We start from the raw sequence: 16,736 nt of genomic DNA, 5'->3' as shown, positions 1-16,736 counted from the left end.
CCACGTGATCATTTGCGAAACGTCTTGACAGTATGGTCGGGAGTTGTCGACCATACGGCAATGGCCGACCAGTCTGCCGTTCCCGACTATGAGCTCGCCGACGAACTCGAGCTCACCGACCCCGCGCAGTACCGGGCGCTCTTCGACGACACCCGGCTCAAGATCGTTCACCTGCTGCTCGAGCGCGCCGCTACCACCTCAGAGCTGGCCGCCGCGTTGGGCAAACCGAAGGGAACGGTCGGGCACCACCTGAAGGTGCTGGAATACGCCGGGCTGGTGCGCATCGTCCGGACCAAGCAGGTGCGCGCCATCGAGGCCAAGTACTACGGGCGCACCGCACGGGTGTTCCTCTACCACGACTGGGACCGCACCCAGTTCGAGGGCATCGGCCTGGACCCGGGTGGGCTGCTCGAGCACTTCGTCACCGAGGCCACGAACCTCCCGGAGCACCTGCGGGAGCTCCCGTCCGGAACCAGTGCCAGGTACGCCCGCATCCCGGTCGAGCGGGCCGCGGAGTGGCGTGAGCGCGTCTACGAGCTGCTCGACGAGTTCGCCCGCGAACCCCGGGGCGGCGAGGTCACGTTCGGCCTGCTGGTCGGGCTGTTCCCGACGACACGGGGTCACCTGCCCGAATCCGGGGACGACGAGTGAGCCGGCTGGGGCGCAACTACTGGAAGTGGTGGAGCGCCTCGGTCGTCGCCAACCTCGGCGACGGACTGTCGGCGGTCGCCATCCCCTGGCTGGCCACCGCCGTCACCCGCGACCCGATGCAGATCGCCCTGGTCACCTTCGCCACCAAGATCCCCTGGCTGCTGTTCGCGCTGCCCGCCGGCGTCATCAGCGACCGGCTCGACCGGCGCAAACTCGTCGCGGCCATGGACGTGCTGCGGTTCGCGGTGATGTTCGCGTTCTCGTGGGTGGTGCTGTTCTGGCAGGCGGACCTGGCCACACCCGACGAGGTGGCCGCCGGCACCGCGGAGTTGCCGTCCGACGGCGCCGTCCTCCTGGCCTTGCTGTACGCGATGGCGTTCCTGCTCGGCACCGCGGAGGTGCTGCGCGACAACACCGCGCAGACCCTACTGCCGTCCATCGTCCCGAAGAACCGGCTGGAGACGGCCAACGGGCGTATGTGGGGCGCCGAGATCGTCGCGAACAACTTCGTCGGCCCGCCGCTCGCCGGGTTGCTGCTCGGCCTGGCGTTCGCGCTGCCCTTCTTCGTCAACGCCGGCACGTTCGCCATCGCGGCCGCACTGGTGTTCGCGCTGACCGGCCAGTTCGCGCCGAAAGGCAAGACCACCAGCGGCCGGATCGCCTGGCGGGCGGAGATCGGTGAGGGTGTGCGCTGGCTGTGGCGGCACCAACTGCTGCGTTCGCTGGCCATCCTGCTGGGCGCCACCAACCTGCTGACCACCGCCGCCACCGCCGTCTACGTCCTGTTCGCGCAGGAGGTCCTCGGCCTCGACGCCACCGCGTTCGGGCTGCTGATGAGCGGCGTCGCCATCGGGGCGGTGCTCGGCTCCGTGTTGGCCGACCGGGTGGCCACCCGGATCGGCCACGGCCCGTCGCTGTTCGTCTCCCTTGCCGGGCTCACCCTGGGGCTCCTGGCCATCGGGCTGGCGTCGTCGCCCGTCGTCGTGTGGGTGGTGTTCCTGACCCAGGGGTTCCTCGTGGTGCTGTGGAACGTCATCACCGTCTCGCTGCGGCAGACGATCATCCCCGACCATCTGCTCGGCCGGGTGAACTCGGTGTACCGGTTCTTCGCCTGGGGCGCGATCTCGCTCGGCACCCTGCTCGGCGGCGCGCTGGTGGCCGCCGGCGAGACGATGCTGAGCCGCGAGTGGTCGCTGCGGGTGCCGTACCTGATAGCCGCGGCGCTGCACGTGGCGTTGTTCGTCTACGCGCTGCCGCGGCTCGGCTCGGCCCAGATCGACGCGGCGCGGCGTCAGGCTTCGACGGCGGAGGCCAGCGTGGACTCGTGAGCCGCGCGCAGGTCGTCGACCGGCACCGTGAACAAACCCTGGACGTCGAGCACGCCGCCGTCGTCGACCACGCCGATGCGCTGGTGGGCGAAGTGCCGCGCCGAGCACATGTCGGTGAAGCGGACCTCCTCCGAGCGAGGCACCGCCACGATGGCCCTGGCCTGCGACTCGGAGAACAGGAACACGAACGGATCGATGCCGTCGGGCACCCACACCCGGGCACCGACACCGTAGCGCAGCACGGACTCCGTCAGCGCGACCGCGAGACCGCCGTCGGCGAGGTCGTGCGCGGCGTCGACGAGCCCGTCGCGGGACGCGTTGATGAGGATCTCGGCCAGTTCCCGCTCCGCGTCGAGGTCGACGGACGGCGGCAGCCCACCCAGGTGCCCATGCTCGGCCCAGGCCCATTCGGAGCCGCCGAACTCGTCGCGGGTTTCGCCGAGCAGGTAGATGACGTGCCCGGGGGTGCGGAAGCCCTGAGGGGTGCGCCGGGCGACGTCGTCGAGCACGCCGAGCACGCCCACGACCGGGGTCGGCAGGATCGCCGTCGTGCCGGTCTGGTTGTACAGCGAGACGTTGCCACCGGTGACAGGCGTGCCCAAGGTCTGGCAGGCGTCGGCCAGGCCGCGGACGGCCTCGGCGAACTGCCACATGACGGCGGGGTCCTCCGGCGAGCCGAAGTTGAGGCAGTCGGTGACGGCGAGCGGTCGGGCGCCGGTGGTGGCGACATTGCGGTACGCCTCGGCCAGCGCCAGCTGCGCGCCCGTGTACGGGTCGAGCTTGGCGTAGCGGCCGTTGCCGTCGGTGGCGATGGCGACGCCGAGGCCGGACTCCTCGTCGATGCGCAGCACGCCGGCGTCCTCCGGCTGGGCCAGGACGGTGTTGCCCAGCACGTACCGGTCGTACTGGTCGGTGACCCAGGACTTCGACGCGACGTTGGGCGAGGCGAGCAGCCGCAGCAGCGTGGCGCGCAGTCCATCGCCGGAGCCAGGCCGCGCCAGCTGCGCCGGCGTTGCCGCCTGCAGCTCGTCCTGCCAGTCCGGCCGCGCGAACGGGCGCTCGTAGACCGGGCCGTCGTGGGCGACGGTGCGCGGGTCGACGTCGACGATGGTCTCGCCGTGCCAGTCGATGACCAGCCGGCCGGTGCCGGTGACCTCACCGATGACGGCGGTCTCGACGTCCCACTTCGCGGTGATGGCGAGGAACGCGTCGAGGTTCTCGGGCGTGACGACGCCCATCATGCGCTCCTGCGACTCCGACATGAGGATCTCGCCGGGAGTGAGGCTGGGGTCGCGCAGCAGCACCTTCTCCAACTGGACGTGCATGCCGCCGTCGCCGTTGCTGGCCAACTCGGACGTGGCGCAGGAGATACCGGCCGCGCCGAGGTCCTGGATGCCCTCGACCACCCGCGCCGCGAACAGCTCCAGGCAGCACTCGATGAGGACCTTCTCCATGAACGGGTCGCCCACCTGGACGGCCGGCCGCTTGCTGGGCTTACTGTCGTCGAACGACTCCGACGCCAGGATCGACGCGCCGCCGATGCCATCGCCGCCGGTACGCGCACCGAACAGGACGATCTTGTTGCCGACGCCCGAGGCATTGGCCAGGTGGATGTCCTCATGCTTCATGACACCCACGCACAGCGCGTTCACCAGCGGATTGGCCGCGTACGACGGGTCGAACACCACCTCGCCGCCGATGTTGGGCAGGCCCAGGCAGTTGCCGTAGCCGCCGACACCGGCCACCACACCGGGCAACACCCGGTGGGTGTCGGCGGCGTCCAGCGGGCCGAAGCGCAGGGAGTCCATGACGGCGACCGGGCGGGCGCCCATGGCGAGGATGTCGCGGACGATGCCGCCCACACCCGTCGCCGCCCCCTGGTACGGCTCGACGTACGACGGATGGTTGTGCGACTCGACCTTGAAGGTGACCGCATAGCCGTTGCCGATGTCGACCACGCCGGCGTTCTCGCCCATGCCCACCAGCAGCGCGTCGGTGGCCGGCGCCTTCTCGCCGAACTGGCGCAGATGCACCTTGGAGCTCTTGTACGAGCAGTGCTCGGACCACATGACGCTGTACATGGCGAGCTCGGCATTGGTGGGCCGGCGGCCGAGGATGTCGCGGATGCGCCGGTACTCGTCCTCCTTGAGACCGAGTTCACCCCACGGCTGGGGCTGGTCGGGAGACTTGGCGGCGGTGTCGACGGTGTCGATCTGCGTGGTCACGCTCGGGCTCCTCGTTCGTTCCTCACTCGTCGCCTCGCCGTTCCGTCATGCGTGGTCACGCTCGGACCAGCCCTTCCAGGACGGACGTGAAGAAGCCGAGGCCGTCGGTGCTCGGCCCGGTGAGTTCCTCGACCGCGTGCTCCGGATGGGGCATCAGCCCGACGACGTTGCCGCGGACGTTGGCGATGCCGGCGATGTCGCGGTAGGAACCGTTCGGGTTGTCGCCGAGATAGCGGGCCACGACCCGGCCCTCGCCCTCGAGCTCGTCGAGAGTGCGCTGGTCGGCGACGAAACCGCCCTCACCGTTCTTCAGCGGGATGACGATCTCCTGACCCTGGTCGTAGCCGGAGGTCCACGCGGTGGCCGCGTTCTCGACCCGCAGTCGTTGGTCGCGGCAGACGAACTTGCGATGGTCGTTGCGGATCAGCGCCCCAGGCAGCAGGTGCGACTCGCACAGGACCTGGAAGCCGTTGCAGATACCCAGCACCGGCAGCCCGCCGCGGGCGGCGTCGACCAGTGGCTCCATGACCGGCGCGAACCGCGCGATGGCACCGCAGCGCAGGTAATCGCCGTACGAGAACCCACCGGGCAGCACCACTCCGTCGACGCCGTGCAGGTCGGCATCGCCGTGCCAGAGCGTGACCGGCTCGCCACCGGCGACCCGGACCGCCCGAGCGGCGTCGCGGTCGTCGAGGGAGCCGGGGAAAGTGACGACACCGATGCGCACGCTCAGACCTCGACCTCGGACTCGACGTGAATGGTGAAGTCCTCGATGACAGGGTTCGCCAGCAGCGTGGACGCGACCCGCTCGATCTCGGCGACCGCCTCCGGCGTGGCCGGACCGGCCAGCTCGATCTCGAAGCGCTTGCCCTGGCGGACCGAGGCGACACCCTCGAAGCCCAGCCGGCCCAGCGCGCCCTGCACGGCCTTGCCCTGCGGGTCGAGAATCTCGGGTTTGAGCATGACGTCGACAACGACCCGCGCCACGGAAACGCTCCTCAACAGCGGAAAGAACTGGGGCGCCCCCAGGATACCCACTCCGCGGCACCCAGCCGTCACGAGCGGGACCAGTCGATCACCGGACCTTCGTCACCATGCGTTCTCCCGCTCCACGATGCGTGCATGCCTGGTGAAGCGGGAGTACGCATGGTCCACGTGATCATTTGCGGAGAGGCCCGGACCGGTGCTCGGCCGGACCGCGCCGTCAGAGGATCGGCGACGGGGTGTAGGCGGCGGCTTCGGGGTGGGCCGCGGCGATGGCGTCGACCCGGCGAACGATCTCGGCGACCTGGGCCGATGCCGCACCGGTGAACTCGATGGGCGATCGCACCAGCGCGTCGAGGTGGGTCCGGTCCAACCCGAGCTGGGGGTCGGCGGCCAGGCGGTCGAGCAGGTCGTTGCGCTCGACGCCGCGTTCGCGCATGTCCAGCGCGACGGCGACGGCGTGTTTCTTGATGACCTCGTGAGCGGTCTCCCGGCCGACGCCGGCTTTCACCGCGGCCATGAGCACCGACGTCGTCGCCAGGAACGGGAGATATCGGTCCAGCTCACGGGAGATGACGGCGGGGTAGGCGCCGAACTCGTCGAGCACGGTGAGGAACGTCTCGAACAGGCCGTCGAGGGCGAAGAACGCGTCCGGAAGCGCGACCCGGCGCACCACCGAGCAGAACACGTCACCCTCGTTCCACTGCGCCCCGGCCAGCTCCGCGGCCATGGACGCGTAACCGCGCAGCACCACGGCCAGGCCGTTGACTCGCTCGCAGGAGCGGGTGTTCATCTTGTGCGGCATCGCGCTGGAACCGACCTGGCCGGCCTTGAAGCCCTCCGTCACCAGCTCCTGCCCGGCCATCAGCCGGATGGTGGTGGCCAGCGACGACGGACCGGCGGCCACCTGGACCAGAGCGGAGACGACGTCGTGGTCCAGGGAGCGCGGGTAGACCTGTCCGACGCTGGTGAGCACGCGGTCGAAGCCCAGGTGTGCCGCGACCCGCTGCTCCAAAGCCGTCAGCCGCTCGGCATCGCCACCGAGCAGGTCGAGCATGTCCTGGGCGGTGCCGACCGGGCCCTTGATGCCGCGTAACGGGTAACGAGCGACGAGGTCGTCCAGCCGGTCGTAGGCGACCAGGAGTTCGTCGGCTGCCGACGCGAACCGCTTGCCCAGCGTGGTGGCCTGGGCCGGCACGTTGTGGCTGCGCCCGGCCATGACCGTCTCGGCGTGCTCACCGGCCCGCGCGGCCAGCCGCACCAGCACGGCCACGGCGCGGGCCCGGATGTGCTCGAGGGACCGGCGCACCTGGAGCTGCTCGACGTTCTCGGTGAGGTCGCGGCTGGTCATGCCCTTGTGGATGTGCTCGTGACCAGCCAGCGCGTTGAACTCCTCGATGCGCGCTTTGACGTCGTGCCGGGTGACGCGCTCGCGCGCGGCGATGGAGTCGAGGTCGACCTGGTCGATCACCGCCCGGTACGCCTCCACCACGCCGTCGGGAACCTCGACGCCGAGGTCGCGCTGCGCCTGCAGGACCGCCAGCCACAGCTGACGCTCCAGCACGATCTTGTGCGCGGGGGACCACAGCCGGGCCAGTTCCGGCGAGGCATAGCGGGCGGCGAGGACGTCGGGAATCGAGGGCTTGTCAGGCACGACGCCCATTCTCCCGCATCCGGCGTAGCGGCCGGTCACCGCGCCCCGCTGCCCGGCGACAGACGCTGGATCTGGGCGTACCACCACGTTTAGGAATCCCGGCCCCGGGCACGACCTGATCATCGAATCCGGCCGTATGCCGGGAACGAAAGGGTTGTCACGATGGAATTTGTGCTGTGGATTCTGGCCGTGATCCTCGTCATCAGCGGGATCGTCACGTTGATACGTGGTCAGATGCTCTGGGGCATCGTGCTGATCGTGGTAGGGCTGCTGGTCGGCCCCGGCGGAGTGAGCGTCTTCACCTGACCCCGGCCGGCGCCGCCAGCGGCGGCACCACCGTCAGAAACGACCGCAACACCTCGCGTATCCGATCCGGCGGCATGTCGTCGGGTACGAACATGGCCTGGGCGGCCAGCCCGTCAACGAAGACGTGCAGGTATTCCGCCCAGGCCATGACTCGCGAGTCGACATCGGCAGGCACCGGCTCGTTCGTATAGCCGGCCAGCCGGTAGACGATCTGCAGATACATGTCTCGCTGCTGCGCCCACAACTGCGCGGATCCGGCCATCTCCCCCTGCCGCGACCACTCGGCGATCGCCAGCCACAGCTGGTACTCCTCGCGCCGCTCCTGGTCCAGGGGAATGAGGTGCTCGAGGATGCCGGCAGCCAACTCCGGTGGCGGCAGCTCGGGCTCGTGCTCCTTGATGTAGGTCTGGATGCGGCGGCCCACCCGTTCGATCACGACGTCGACTGTGAACTCACGCAGTTCGCGCTGGGTGGAGAAGTAGTAGCGCACCGAGCCTGTCGACCAGCCGGTCTCAGCAGCCACCGTGCGGACCGACGCACCCGCGGCACCGTCCCGCGCGACCGCCCGCAACACGGCCGCCACGATCTCGCGTTTCCGCTGCTCATGGTCGACGACCTTCGGCATGGCCCTTTTCTATCACGACTGTGCTAGTTTATTTCTCACAGGCGTGTGAATACGGGTTTGACGAAGACCCTTGATCGGAGGAGCTGACTGTGGGCCTAGACGTTCTTCTGCCGGTCTACGGCCTGGCGCTGCTCGACACGCTCAGCCCGGCAACCATCGGCATCTCGGTCTATGTGCTGCTCACGGCGCGCGAGCGGGCCGCGCGGCTTCTGTTCACCTACCTGGCGACCGTGGCGGCGTTCTACTTCTGCCTCGGCAGCGCCCTGATGCTCGGCCTGGGTGCGGTCGTCGACTCGCTCGGCGACGTGCTGGACAACCGGGCCGGCTATCTGGTGCAGGCAGCCATCGGAGCCGCGCTCTTCGCGGCCAGCTGGTTCGTCCCGAGGAAGAAGGACGCCGACCCGGCCGGCCGCCAGGAGCGGCGGATGAGCCGGGCACACAACGCACCGGCGATGATCGGCCTGGGCGTCACCACCGGCCTGCTGGAGGCCGCCACCGCGCTGCCGTACCTGGCCGCGATCGGCATCATGACCTCGGCGGACCTGCCCGCCGGACAGTGGGCGCCGCTGCTGGCCGGCTACAACCTGATCATGGTGCTGCCGCCGGTCCTCATGTACGTGGCCTGGCGCATCGCCGGCGAACGGGTCCGCGGCCGGTTCGAGCGGCTGCGCACCTGGTTGAGCGCCAACTCGAGGGAGACACTGTCCTGGGTCATGGGCATTGCCGGCTTCCTGCTGCTGCGCGACGCCATCGTCGTCCTGCATTCCGACTTCGGCCTCTTCGGCTGAGCCGGACCTGACCCGTCGGCGACGGAATGCGGCCGGCCCCGAATGGGGTTGTCCCTGGCGACAAGGCTCTCCGACTCAGGCGAACGAGGCGTTCATGACCCGACCGATCCGTATCGGTGTCCAGATCCAGCCCCAGCATGCCGACTACGCCGCGATCCGCCGTGCGGCGGCGCAGGCCGAAGACCTCGGCGTCGACATCGTCTTCAACTGGGACCACTTCTATCCGCTGGCCGGCGACCCTGACGGCCTGCACTTCGAGTGTTGGACCATGCTCGGCGCCTGGGCGGAGTCGACGTCCCGGGTCGAGATCGGGGCGCTGGTCACGGCCAACAGCTATCGCAACCCCGATCTGCTGGCCGACATGGCCCGCACCGTCGACCACATCAGCGACGGACGCCTGATCCTCGGCATCGGCGGGGGCTGGTTCCAGCGCGACTACGACGAGTACGGCTACGAGTTCGGCACCGCGGGCAGCCGCCTGGACGAGCTCGGTGAGGCACTGCCGCGCATCCGGAACCGCTGGGACAAGCTGAACCCGCGACCGACCCGGGACATCCCGATCCTCATCGGGGGCGGCGGCGAGAAGAAGACACTGCGGTACACCGCCGAGCACGCGACCATCTGGCACGCCTTCGGCGACGTGACGACGTTGACCCACAAGGCCGGCGTCCTCGACTCCTGGTGCGAGACGGTCGGCCGGGATCCGGGCGAGATCGAGCGTTCGACGGAGGCCAGCGGCAAGCCGGGCCGGAGGGCCGAGGAGCTCGTGGAGGCCGGCTTCACGCTGTTCGTCCTCGAAGCGTCCGGGCCGGCATTCGACCTGAGCGCCGTGTCGGACTGGGTCGCCTGGCGCGACGCTCGCAACGGTTCAGCCTGACTCAGCCTGACTCATTGCCGCGGCCGTCCCCGGTGGACCATGATCATCAACGGTTGGGTGTGTCATCACGCACCCAGCGGTTGATGATCACGCCCGCAACGCTCCGGCCGGGCCGGCATCCCCATCCCGCCGGCGGTCCCGCCCGTGAAGGTCGGGCGGGCCGGCTCCCAGCCGTCAGCGGCTGGTGATGAGGGTCATCGCCTCGGCGCGGGTAGTGGCGTCGCGCAACTGACCGCGCACCGCGCTGGTGACCGTCTTGGAGCCGGGTTTGCGGACGCCGCGCATGGTCATGCACAGGTGCTCGGCCTCGACCACGACGATCACACCCGCCGGTTCGAGGAGGGTGACCAGAGAGTCGGCGACCTGCGTGGTCAGCCGCTCCTGGACCTGCGGCCGCTTGGCGTACACGTCGACCAGCCGGGCCAGCTTGGACAGCCCGGCGATACGGCCGCTGGGACCGGGGATGTACCCGACGTGGGCGTACCCGGAGAACGGCACCAGGTGATGCTCGCACATGGACGCCAGCTCGATGTCCTTCACCAGCACCATCTCGTCGTGGCCCAGCTCGAACGTGGTGGTGAGCACGTCGGCGGGGTTCTGCCGCAGCCCGCGGAACATCTCCGCGTAGGCGCGCGCCACCCGGGCCGGGGTGTCGGCGAGGCCGTCGCGGGACGGATCCTCACCGATCGCGATCAGCAGCTCACGCACCGCCGCCTCAGCTCGCGCGTGGTCGAACTGAGGCAGCGCCTCCGGAGGTCCGGACTCCACGTCGAGACTCACCGGGTTCAGCTCCCGCCCGGGCCTTCGGGGTTCGTGACCGGGTTCGGCTCAGGCGCGATGGTGATGCCTTCCTCGTGGTCGGCGTGGTTACCGTTGCTGGAGACCTTGACCGGGAACGCAACCGGGCCCTGATCGGAGGGCTTGCGGGTGGCCGACCCGGTCCATGCCGGGCGGCGGCCCCGCTTGCGGATGGCCGCGAAGACCTCCGCGACGTCCTCCTTGTTCAGCGTCTCCCGTTCCAGCAGCGCCACCACGAGGTTGTCGAGGATGTCGCGGTTCTCGACCAGGATGTCGAACGCCTCCTGGTGCGCGGTCTCGATGAGCTTGCGCACCTCCTCGTCGACCTGGCTGGCAATGGCCTCGGAGTAGTCGCGCTCGTGACCCATGTCGCGGCCGAGGAACGGCTCGGACCGGTCCGAGCCGAACTTGATGGCGCCGAGCCGCTCGGTCATGCCGTACTGCGTGACCATGCGGCGGGCCAACGTGGTGGCCTTGTCGATGTCGTTGGCCGCGCCGGTGGTGGGGTCGTGGAAGACCAGCTCCTCCGCGGCCCGGCCGCCCATCATGTAGGCGAGCTGGTCGAGCATCTCGTTGCGGGTGGTGGAGTACTTGTCCTCGTCCGGCAGCACCATGGTGTAACCCAGGGCACCGCCGCGCGGCAGGATGGTCACCTTGTGCACGGGGTCGGTGTGGTGCAGCGCCGCCGCCACCAAGGCGTGCCCGCCCTCGTGGTAGGCGGTGATCCGCTTCTCCGCGTCCTTCATCAGGCGGGAGCTCTTCTGCGGGCCGGCCACGACGCGGTCGATCGCCTCATCCAGCGCCTGCGGGGTAATCATCTTCTCGTTCCTGCGGGCGGTCAGCAGCGCCGACTCGTTCAGCACGTTGGCGAGGTCGGCACCGGTGAAGCCCGGCGTCCGGCGGGCAACGGCGCGCAGGTCGGCGTCCTCGGTCAACGGCTTGCCGCGGGCGTGCACGCCCAGGATCTTCTCGCGACCCTCGAGGTCGGGCGGCTCGACGGCGATCTGCCGGTCGAAGCGGCCCGGGCGCAGCAGCGCCGGGTCGAGGATGTCGGGCCGGTTGGTGGCCGCGATCAGGATGATGTTCGTCTTGACGTCGAAGCCGTCCATCTCGACCAGCAGCTGGTTCAGCGTCTGCTCACGCTCGTCGTGGCCACCGCCCATGCCGGCGCCGCGGTGCCGGCCGACGGCGTCGATCTCGTCGACGAAGAGGATGGCCGGCGCGTTCTCCTTGGCCTCCTTGAACAGGTCGCGGACCCGGGAGGCGCCGACACCGACGAACATCTCGACGAAGTCGGAACCGGAGATGGAGTAGAACGGCACGCCCGCCTCGCCGGCGACGGCTCGAGCGAGCAGCGTCTTGCCGGTGCCGGGCGGGCCGTAAAGCAGCACGCCCTTGGGGATCTTGGCGCCGACGGCCTGGAACTTGCCCGGCTCCTGCAGGAACTCCTTGATCTCGTGGAGCTCCTCGATGGCCTCGTTCGCACCGGCGACGTCGGCGAACGTCGTCTTCGGGGCGTCCTTGCTGGCCAGCTTCGCCCGGGACTTGCCGAACTGCATGACCCGGCCGCCGCCACCCTGCATCTGGGTCATGAAGAAGAAGATCAGGGCACCGAGGATCAGGAACGGCAGCAGCGTGCCGAGGATGCCCCAGAGGATGCTGGGCTGCGGGACCTCGACGTCGTAGCCACCATCGAGGTTGCCCTGGTCGTACTGGCCCTGCAGTTCCTCCTGCAGCGCGATGCCCTGACCCTCGACGTACTGCGCCACCAGCTTGGAGCCGTCGTTCAGGGTGAGCTCGATCTCCTGCGTCTCACCGCCGGTGATCTTGGCGGACTCGACGTTGCCGCTGTTGATCTCGCTGACGATCTGCGCGGTGTTGACGTCCTCGGTACCGTCCGTGCGGTCCAGGACACTGCTCAGCACGACAGCGGCGAGCACGAAGATGAGCAACCAGATCAGTGGTCGCGTGAATCGCTTGGCGTTCATGATGCGAGACCTTGCGGCCTCGTACCTCCTGATGATCGGCTGGCAGCTTCAGCACACACCGCGAACGCCCGGCATGTCCACCGAAGGTGTCGGTTCGTCCGACGATACCTTGCACGAGGCCTGCCGGACCATTCCGGCACCCCTCGTACATCTTCCTCAACGATGCTGGTGAGCCGCAGTGTTCCCGGGGGACTTGACGGATCGGTCACAGCATGCATGGACGACGGCGCTGATCAACTGTAGACGTGCGGCGCCAGCGTGCCGACGACCCGCAGGTTGCGGTACTTCTCGGCGAAGTCCAGGCCGTAGCCCACCACGAAGGCGTTCGGGATGTCGAAACCCACGTAGCGTACGTCCACCGACGTCTTCGCCGCCTCCGGCTTGCGCAGCAGCGTGCAGACGTCGACCGCGGCCGGACCGCGCGAGCGGAGGTTCGACACCAGCCACGAGAGCGTCAGCCCGGTGTCGATGATGTCCTCGACGACGAGGACGTGCCGGTCGGTGATGTCTGTGTCGAGGTCCTTGACGATCCGGACGACGCCGCTGGAGCGGGTGCCGGAACCGTAGGAGGAGATGGCCATCCAGTCCTGCTCGACGTGCCGCGACAGGTGCCGGCTGAGGTCGGCCATGACCATGACCGCCCCCTTGAGCACCCCGACGAGCAGCAGATCCTTGCCCTCGTAGTCGCGCTCGATGGCCTCGGCCATCTCGGCCAGCCGATTCTGGATGTCCTCCTCGCTCAGCAAGATCTTCTCGAGGTCGGCGTCGACGTGTTGCGGATCCACGTACGGCAGCCTTTCACACTGCCGGCTGGAGTTGCGGGGTGTGGGGGATGCCGACCCCGCCCGCCTGGCTCGTTCCTCGCTCGGACGCCCGCGCCTACCCCTGCCGGCATCCCCCACACCCCGCCTGCCCACCTCGGTCTGTGTGGTCGTCTACCGCCGCATCGAGAAGTGGACGGCGCCGTCGCGGCGGACGGCACGCAGCCCGCCGGGGAGGTCCACCCCGACCTGGCCGCGCCACGCCGTGACCAGCGCGTCGACGGCGGCGACGTGCCCGGCGGTCAGGTCTGTAGGAGGGCTGCCCGCCGCGATGGCCGCTCGGCGCAGTACCCGCCAGCGCACCGCCGGCGGCAGCTTGACCAGGTGATCGACAGGGAGCTGGTACCCCTCCGGGGGTCGCGGCTCTCTGCCGATCACCGCAGCGAGGGCGTCGGCGGCCTGGGTGTCCAGCGCGTCGGCGTCGGCGCGGAGGAGATCCGCGGTGCGCGCGAGCGCGTCGGCGACGCCCGGCCCGAGCTCGGCCTCCAGGACCGGGAGGACCCGGTGGCGCACCCGCGCCCGGGCGTAGGCGGGGTCGGCGTTGTGGGGGTCCTCCCACGCCTGGAGGCCGGCCGGCAGCGCGGCCCGCACCGTCGTACGCCGCAGGTCCAGCAGCGGCCGGCGGTAGGCGCCGGACCGCCGTGGCATGCCGGCCAGCGATCGGGCACCCGAACCGCGGGCCAGTCCGAGCAGGACCGTTTCGGCCTGGTCGTCGCGGGTGTGCCCGAGCAGCACCGCGACCGCCGCGTGCCGCTGTGCCGTCGCGTCGATGGCGGCGTACCGCGCCGACCGTGCGTTGCCCTCCGGCCCGCCGGACCCGCGCGACGCGTCCACGTGCACCGTCTCGACGGGGTCGAGCCCGAGCGCGGCGAGCGCCGCCGCCGTCGTCCGGGCCCGGTCCGCGGATCCGTCCTGCAGACCGTGGTCGACGCAGACCCCGCCGGCTCGCAGCCCGGCGCGGTCGGCCACCCACGCGAGAGCGGCGGCCAGGGACAGGGAGTCGGCGCCGCCGGAACACGCCACCAGCACCGTCTCGCCGGCCGGGACGTCGGCCAGTTCGGCGCGGACCGCACGCCGGACGTCGAGGTGCGGGTGCGGCATGGTCAGGCCGGGCCGTGGACCCGGCGCACCCAGGCGATCGGGTCGGCGATCTCCTCCTTGGTGGGCAGCATGTCCGCGGACTCCCAGACCCGGTTGAAACCGGCCATGCCGACGCGGTCGACGACGAAGTTCACGAACGCCGCGCCGTCGCGGTACTGACGCATCTTGGCGTCCAGGCCGAGCAGCCGGCGGAACGTGCGGTCCAGGCCGACGGAGGAGTACCGGCGACGCTGGAACCGACGACGGATGGTCTCGACCGACGGGATGACCTCGGGGCCCACACCGTCCATCACGACGTCGGCGTGGCCCTCCAGCAGGGACATGAACGCCGTGACGCGGTCGATGACGGCCTTCTGCGCCGGGGTCTGCACGAGGTCGAGGATGGAGACCTCGGTGTCAGGGGAGCGGGCGCTCTCGGCCAGCGCGCGGACGGCCTCGCGGGCGCGGGTCAGGAACGCGGCCGGGTCGACGTCGGTGGCGGCGACGAACGCCTCGATCTCGCCGGCCAGGTGGTCGCGCAGCCACGGCACCGCGGTGAACTGCACCCGGTGCGTCTCCTCGTGCAGCGTGACCCAGAGTCGGAAGTCGTGCGGGTCGACGCCGAGTTCGCGCTCCACGTGGACGATGTTGGGCGCCACCAGCAGCAGCCGGCCGTGCGCCTTCTCGCCGTCGGCGGCACCGGACCAGAACGGGTCGAACTGGCCGAGCACCTTCGTGGCGAGGAACGCCAGCAGGGCGCCGGTCTGCAGTCCGGTGACCTTCGGTCCGACCCGCTGGAACGGGCTGGGCTCGCGGTGCTGGCGCAGCTTGCGCTCCAGCGGCGCGATGATGGTGCGCATGCTCTGGGCGTTGGCCCGCGCCCAGTTCCCGCGGTCGACCACGACCAGCGGTGCGGACGCGGCGGAGGCGTCGAGGCCGGTGAACGCGGCGACGTGACCCTCGGCGCGAGCGGCGAGCGCACGCAACTCGGCCACGGCGGCCCGGGCTTCGTCGTCGGTCACGACCGGCCCGGAGCCGGCGAGCCGCCCGGCCGTCGCGACGGCGAGATCCCAGTCGACCATGTCGGGTACAGCGTCGGCGGTCGTCATGCGCTCCACGCTATGTCAGACGGGTGGTTCTGACATCGAAGTGCCGCAGGGTTACGACCCGGAGGCCCGGACGATCACGCGCAGCCACACCCGGCCAGGGCGGCCGCGACCTGGTCGATCGCGGCCCGGGCCGGCAGGGTGCCCTGCACGTCGTCGGCGAGTAGCGCGAACGCATAGTTGGTGCCGTCGGCCGCGACGACGACACCGGCCAGCGCGTTGATGCCGGTGAGCGTGCCGGTCTTGGCGCGGACCACCCCCGCGGCCGGCGCGGCGGAACCGTCGAAACGGTCGGCCAGGGTCCCGGTGAAGCCTGCGACCGGCAGCCCGGTGATGACGGAGCGCAACTGCGGCCGCTCGGGGTCCGCGGCCAGCACCAGCGTGGCCGTGACGAGGGAGGCCGGCACCGCGCTGCCGCGCGCCAGTCCGCTGCCGTCGAGCACCGTGGCGCCGGCGACGTCCAGGCCCAGGTCGGTGAGAGCCTGCAGCACGGCCGGGCCAGCGTCCGCCGAAGTGCCCGGGAGGCCGGAGCCCAGTGCCACGTGCCGGGCCAGGACCTCGGCACCGTCGTTGTCGCTGGTGTCCAGGATCGTCTCGACGATGTCGGGCAGCGGCGCGGAGTTCACGGCGGCGACGTCGACGGCGTCGGCCGGCGCGACCGCCTCCCGCGGGCCGGAAGCGACGGTGATGCCGCGGTCGCCGAGCAGGTCGGCGAACGTCTCGGCGGCGTCCAGCGCCGGGTCGCCCGGCCGGTCGGCGACGTCGACGGCGAGCGCGCTGACCGGAGACACCACCCGCCCGGGCACGTATCCCGGGCTCCAGTCCGGGTCGACCGCGGGCCCGCTGAACAGCGCGGCGTCGTAGTCGAGGCCCACAGACGTGACACCCGCCTCGGTGAGCGCCTGCGCCGTCGCGTCGGCGAGGGCCACCAGCGACGTGCCGCTGCCCTCGTCGTCGGCGGTGAGGCTGGGATCGCCGCCGCCGACCAGCGTGATGGTGGAGGCGCCACCCAGCCCGGACGCGGCCGTCACCACGCGCGTCGTGAACGTGTGCTCCGGTCCGAGGACGTGCAGCGCCGCGACGCCGGTGAGGATCTTCAGCGTGCTGGCCGGTGCGATCGGGGCGTCGGCCGCCGAGGCGAAGACAGTGGCTCCGGTACCGAGGTCGACGACGTCGAGCCCGACGCTGCCGCCCAGCGCCGGGGCGGCCAGCAGCGGCCCCAGGACATCCGCCAGCGGTGGGCCACCGGCGACCCCGCCGCCGGTTCCGTCACCACCGGCGTCGCCGGCTCCCGGCACGGCGAGGACCTCTGGCGCGGCAGCCCAGTCCGGATCCGGCGGCGACTCGGGCCGGACCAGCAGCGGACCGTCGGCGACGGCCTCGTCGCCCAGCCACGGCAGTCCCACCGTGGCTTCCACGGCCACGCCCGCACCGGCCACCAGGACCACGGCGCACACGCCCGCGACCAGCCCGGCCCGCCTCGACATCCACGCCCCCTCAAGCCT

The 16,736-nt window shown here is 70.5% G+C and carries 16 protein-coding genes; 5 read left to right on the top strand and 11 right to left on the bottom strand.

Annotated elements, in window-relative coordinates:
- The first annotated feature begins 60 nt into the window (after positions 1 to 60).
- Both JIAGA_RS0102220 and JIAGA_RS0102215 read left to right on the top strand, forming a co-directional pair.
- Positions 61 to 651 (top strand): ArsR/SmtB family transcription factor, encoded by a 591-nt coding sequence (locus tag JIAGA_RS0102220; RefSeq protein WP_026874404.1) that lies wholly within the window; start codon positions 61 to 63, stop codon positions 649 to 651.
- Positions 648 to 1,979, top strand: a complete 1,332-nt coding sequence (locus JIAGA_RS0102215) for an MFS transporter (protein ID WP_211239473.1) — start codon at positions 648 to 650, stop codon at positions 1,977 to 1,979. The genes JIAGA_RS0102220 and JIAGA_RS0102215 overlap by 4 nt, the downstream gene beginning before the upstream one ends.
- On the opposite strand, the gene purL is transcribed toward JIAGA_RS0102215, so the two are convergent.
- The 4 genes from purL to purB all read right to left on the bottom strand — a co-directional run bounded on the left by purL (position 1,943) and on the right by purB (position 6,842).
- Complete coding sequence (gene purL / locus JIAGA_RS27030; protein WP_157552576.1) at positions 1,943 to 4,204, bottom strand: phosphoribosylformylglycinamidine synthase subunit PurL; 2,262 nt, start codon at positions 4,202 to 4,204, stop codon at positions 1,943 to 1,945. The genes JIAGA_RS0102215 and purL overlap by 37 nt on opposite strands.
- Before the next feature lie 55 nt (positions 4,205 to 4,259).
- Positions 4,260 to 4,937: a phosphoribosylformylglycinamidine synthase subunit PurQ gene (purQ, locus tag JIAGA_RS0102205; RefSeq protein WP_026877988.1), complete on the bottom strand. Its 678-nt coding sequence runs from the start codon at positions 4,935 to 4,937 to the stop codon at positions 4,260 to 4,262.
- The gene (purS, locus tag JIAGA_RS0102200) at positions 4,934 to 5,191 is read right to left on the bottom strand and encodes a phosphoribosylformylglycinamidine synthase subunit PurS (RefSeq protein ID WP_026874402.1); all 258 of its coding nucleotides are present in this window, start codon (positions 5,189 to 5,191) and stop codon (positions 4,934 to 4,936) included. Before purS ends, purQ begins: the two co-directional genes overlap by 4 nt.
- A 217-nt stretch (positions 5,192 to 5,408) precedes the next feature.
- Complete coding sequence (purB, locus tag JIAGA_RS0102195) at positions 5,409 to 6,842, bottom strand: adenylosuccinate lyase (RefSeq protein ID WP_026874401.1); 1,434 nt, start codon at positions 6,840 to 6,842, stop codon at positions 5,409 to 5,411.
- Between the two features lie 162 nt (positions 6,843 to 7,004).
- Between purB and JIAGA_RS35495 the strand changes: the two genes are divergently transcribed.
- Positions 7,005 to 7,148, top strand: a complete 144-nt coding sequence (locus tag JIAGA_RS35495) for a GPGG-motif small membrane protein (protein WP_342673655.1) — start codon at positions 7,005 to 7,007, stop codon at positions 7,146 to 7,148.
- On the opposite strand, the gene JIAGA_RS27025 is transcribed toward JIAGA_RS35495, so the two are convergent.
- Positions 7,141 to 7,773 (bottom strand): TetR/AcrR family transcriptional regulator, encoded by a 633-nt coding sequence (locus JIAGA_RS27025; RefSeq protein WP_051425578.1) that lies wholly within the window; start codon positions 7,771 to 7,773, stop codon positions 7,141 to 7,143. The two genes, JIAGA_RS35495 and JIAGA_RS27025, sit on opposite strands and share 8 nt — an antisense overlap.
- 89 nt (positions 7,774 to 7,862) lie before the next feature.
- Between JIAGA_RS27025 and JIAGA_RS27020 the strand changes: the two genes are divergently transcribed.
- Both JIAGA_RS27020 and JIAGA_RS0102175 read left to right on the top strand, forming a co-directional pair.
- Positions 7,863 to 8,561: a GAP family protein gene (locus JIAGA_RS27020; protein WP_035811980.1), complete on the top strand. Its 699-nt coding sequence runs from the start codon at positions 7,863 to 7,865 to the stop codon at positions 8,559 to 8,561.
- A gap of 94 nt (positions 8,562 to 8,655) precedes the next feature.
- Positions 8,656 to 9,438: an LLM class F420-dependent oxidoreductase gene (locus JIAGA_RS0102175; protein ID WP_026874400.1), complete on the top strand. Its 783-nt coding sequence runs from the start codon at positions 8,656 to 8,658 to the stop codon at positions 9,436 to 9,438.
- 174 nt (positions 9,439 to 9,612) lie between these two features.
- Here the strand turns inward: JIAGA_RS0102175 and folE are convergent, their stop codons facing one another.
- The 6 genes from folE to dacB all read right to left on the bottom strand — a co-directional run bounded on the left by folE (position 9,613) and on the right by dacB (position 16,718).
- On the bottom strand, positions 9,613 to 10,227 hold the full coding sequence (folE, locus tag JIAGA_RS0102170; protein WP_035811978.1) for a GTP cyclohydrolase I FolE: 615 nt from the start codon (positions 10,225 to 10,227) through the stop codon (positions 9,613 to 9,615).
- Positions 10,224 to 12,224 carry an ATP-dependent zinc metalloprotease FtsH gene (gene ftsH / locus JIAGA_RS0102165; RefSeq protein WP_026874398.1) on the bottom strand — a complete coding sequence of 667 codons (2,001 nt, stop codon included), beginning with the start codon at positions 12,222 to 12,224 and terminating at the stop codon, positions 10,224 to 10,226. The genes folE and ftsH overlap by 4 nt, the downstream gene beginning before the upstream one ends.
- A 233-nt stretch (positions 12,225 to 12,457) precedes the next feature.
- Positions 12,458 to 13,009 (bottom strand): hypoxanthine phosphoribosyltransferase, encoded by a 552-nt coding sequence (gene hpt / locus JIAGA_RS0102160; protein ID WP_026874397.1) that lies wholly within the window; start codon positions 13,007 to 13,009, stop codon positions 12,458 to 12,460.
- A 150-nt stretch (positions 13,010 to 13,159) separates the two neighbouring features.
- Positions 13,160 to 14,146, bottom strand: a complete 987-nt coding sequence (tilS, locus tag JIAGA_RS0102155; RefSeq protein WP_035811976.1) for a tRNA lysidine(34) synthetase TilS — start codon at positions 14,144 to 14,146, stop codon at positions 13,160 to 13,162.
- Between the two features lie 2 nt (positions 14,147 to 14,148).
- Positions 14,149 to 15,207 carry a zinc-dependent metalloprotease gene (locus JIAGA_RS0102150; protein WP_026874395.1) on the bottom strand — a complete coding sequence of 353 codons (1,059 nt, stop codon included), beginning with the start codon at positions 15,205 to 15,207 and terminating at the stop codon, positions 14,149 to 14,151.
- Between the two features lie 101 nt (positions 15,208 to 15,308).
- Positions 15,309 to 16,718, bottom strand: a complete 1,410-nt coding sequence (dacB, locus tag JIAGA_RS27015; protein ID WP_051425577.1) for a D-alanyl-D-alanine carboxypeptidase/D-alanyl-D-alanine endopeptidase — start codon at positions 16,716 to 16,718, stop codon at positions 15,309 to 15,311.
- Between the last annotated feature and the right edge of the window lie 18 nt (positions 16,719 to 16,736).

The organism is Jiangella gansuensis DSM 44835, from assembly GCF_000515395.1.
GTDB classification, from domain to species: domain Bacteria; phylum Actinomycetota; class Actinomycetes; order Jiangellales; family Jiangellaceae; genus Jiangella; species Jiangella gansuensis.
The sequence above is the reverse complement of the archived record's forward strand: the minus strand, read 5'-3'. Positions and strand labels throughout refer to the sequence as shown.

Bases quoted from the DNA above. Each gene is read 5' to 3' on its own strand.
- JIAGA_RS0102175 (WP_026874400.1), top strand. From the start codon at position 8,656: ATGACCCGACCGATCCGTATCGGTGTCCAGATCCAGCCCCAGCATGCC.
- JIAGA_RS0102150 (WP_026874395.1), bottom strand. From the start codon at position 15,207: ATGGTCGACTGGGATCTCGCCGTCGCGACGGCCGGGCGGCTCGCCGGC.
- dacB (WP_051425577.1), bottom strand. From the start codon at position 16,718: ATGTCGAGGCGGGCCGGGCTGGTCGCGGGCGTGTGCGCCGTGGTCCTG.
- JIAGA_RS27025 (WP_051425578.1), bottom strand. From the start codon at position 7,773: ATGCCGAAGGTCGTCGACCATGAGCAGCGGAAACGCGAGATCGTGGCG.
- JIAGA_RS35495 (WP_342673655.1), top strand. From the start codon at position 7,005: ATGGAATTTGTGCTGTGGATTCTGGCCGTGATCCTCGTCATCAGCGGG.
- JIAGA_RS0102220 (WP_026874404.1), top strand. From the start codon at position 61: ATGGCCGACCAGTCTGCCGTTCCCGACTATGAGCTCGCCGACGAACTC.
- tilS (WP_035811976.1), bottom strand. From the start codon at position 14,146: ATGCCGCACCCGCACCTCGACGTCCGGCGTGCGGTCCGCGCCGAACTG.
- ftsH (WP_026874398.1), bottom strand. From the start codon at position 12,224: ATGAACGCCAAGCGATTCACGCGACCACTGATCTGGTTGCTCATCTTC.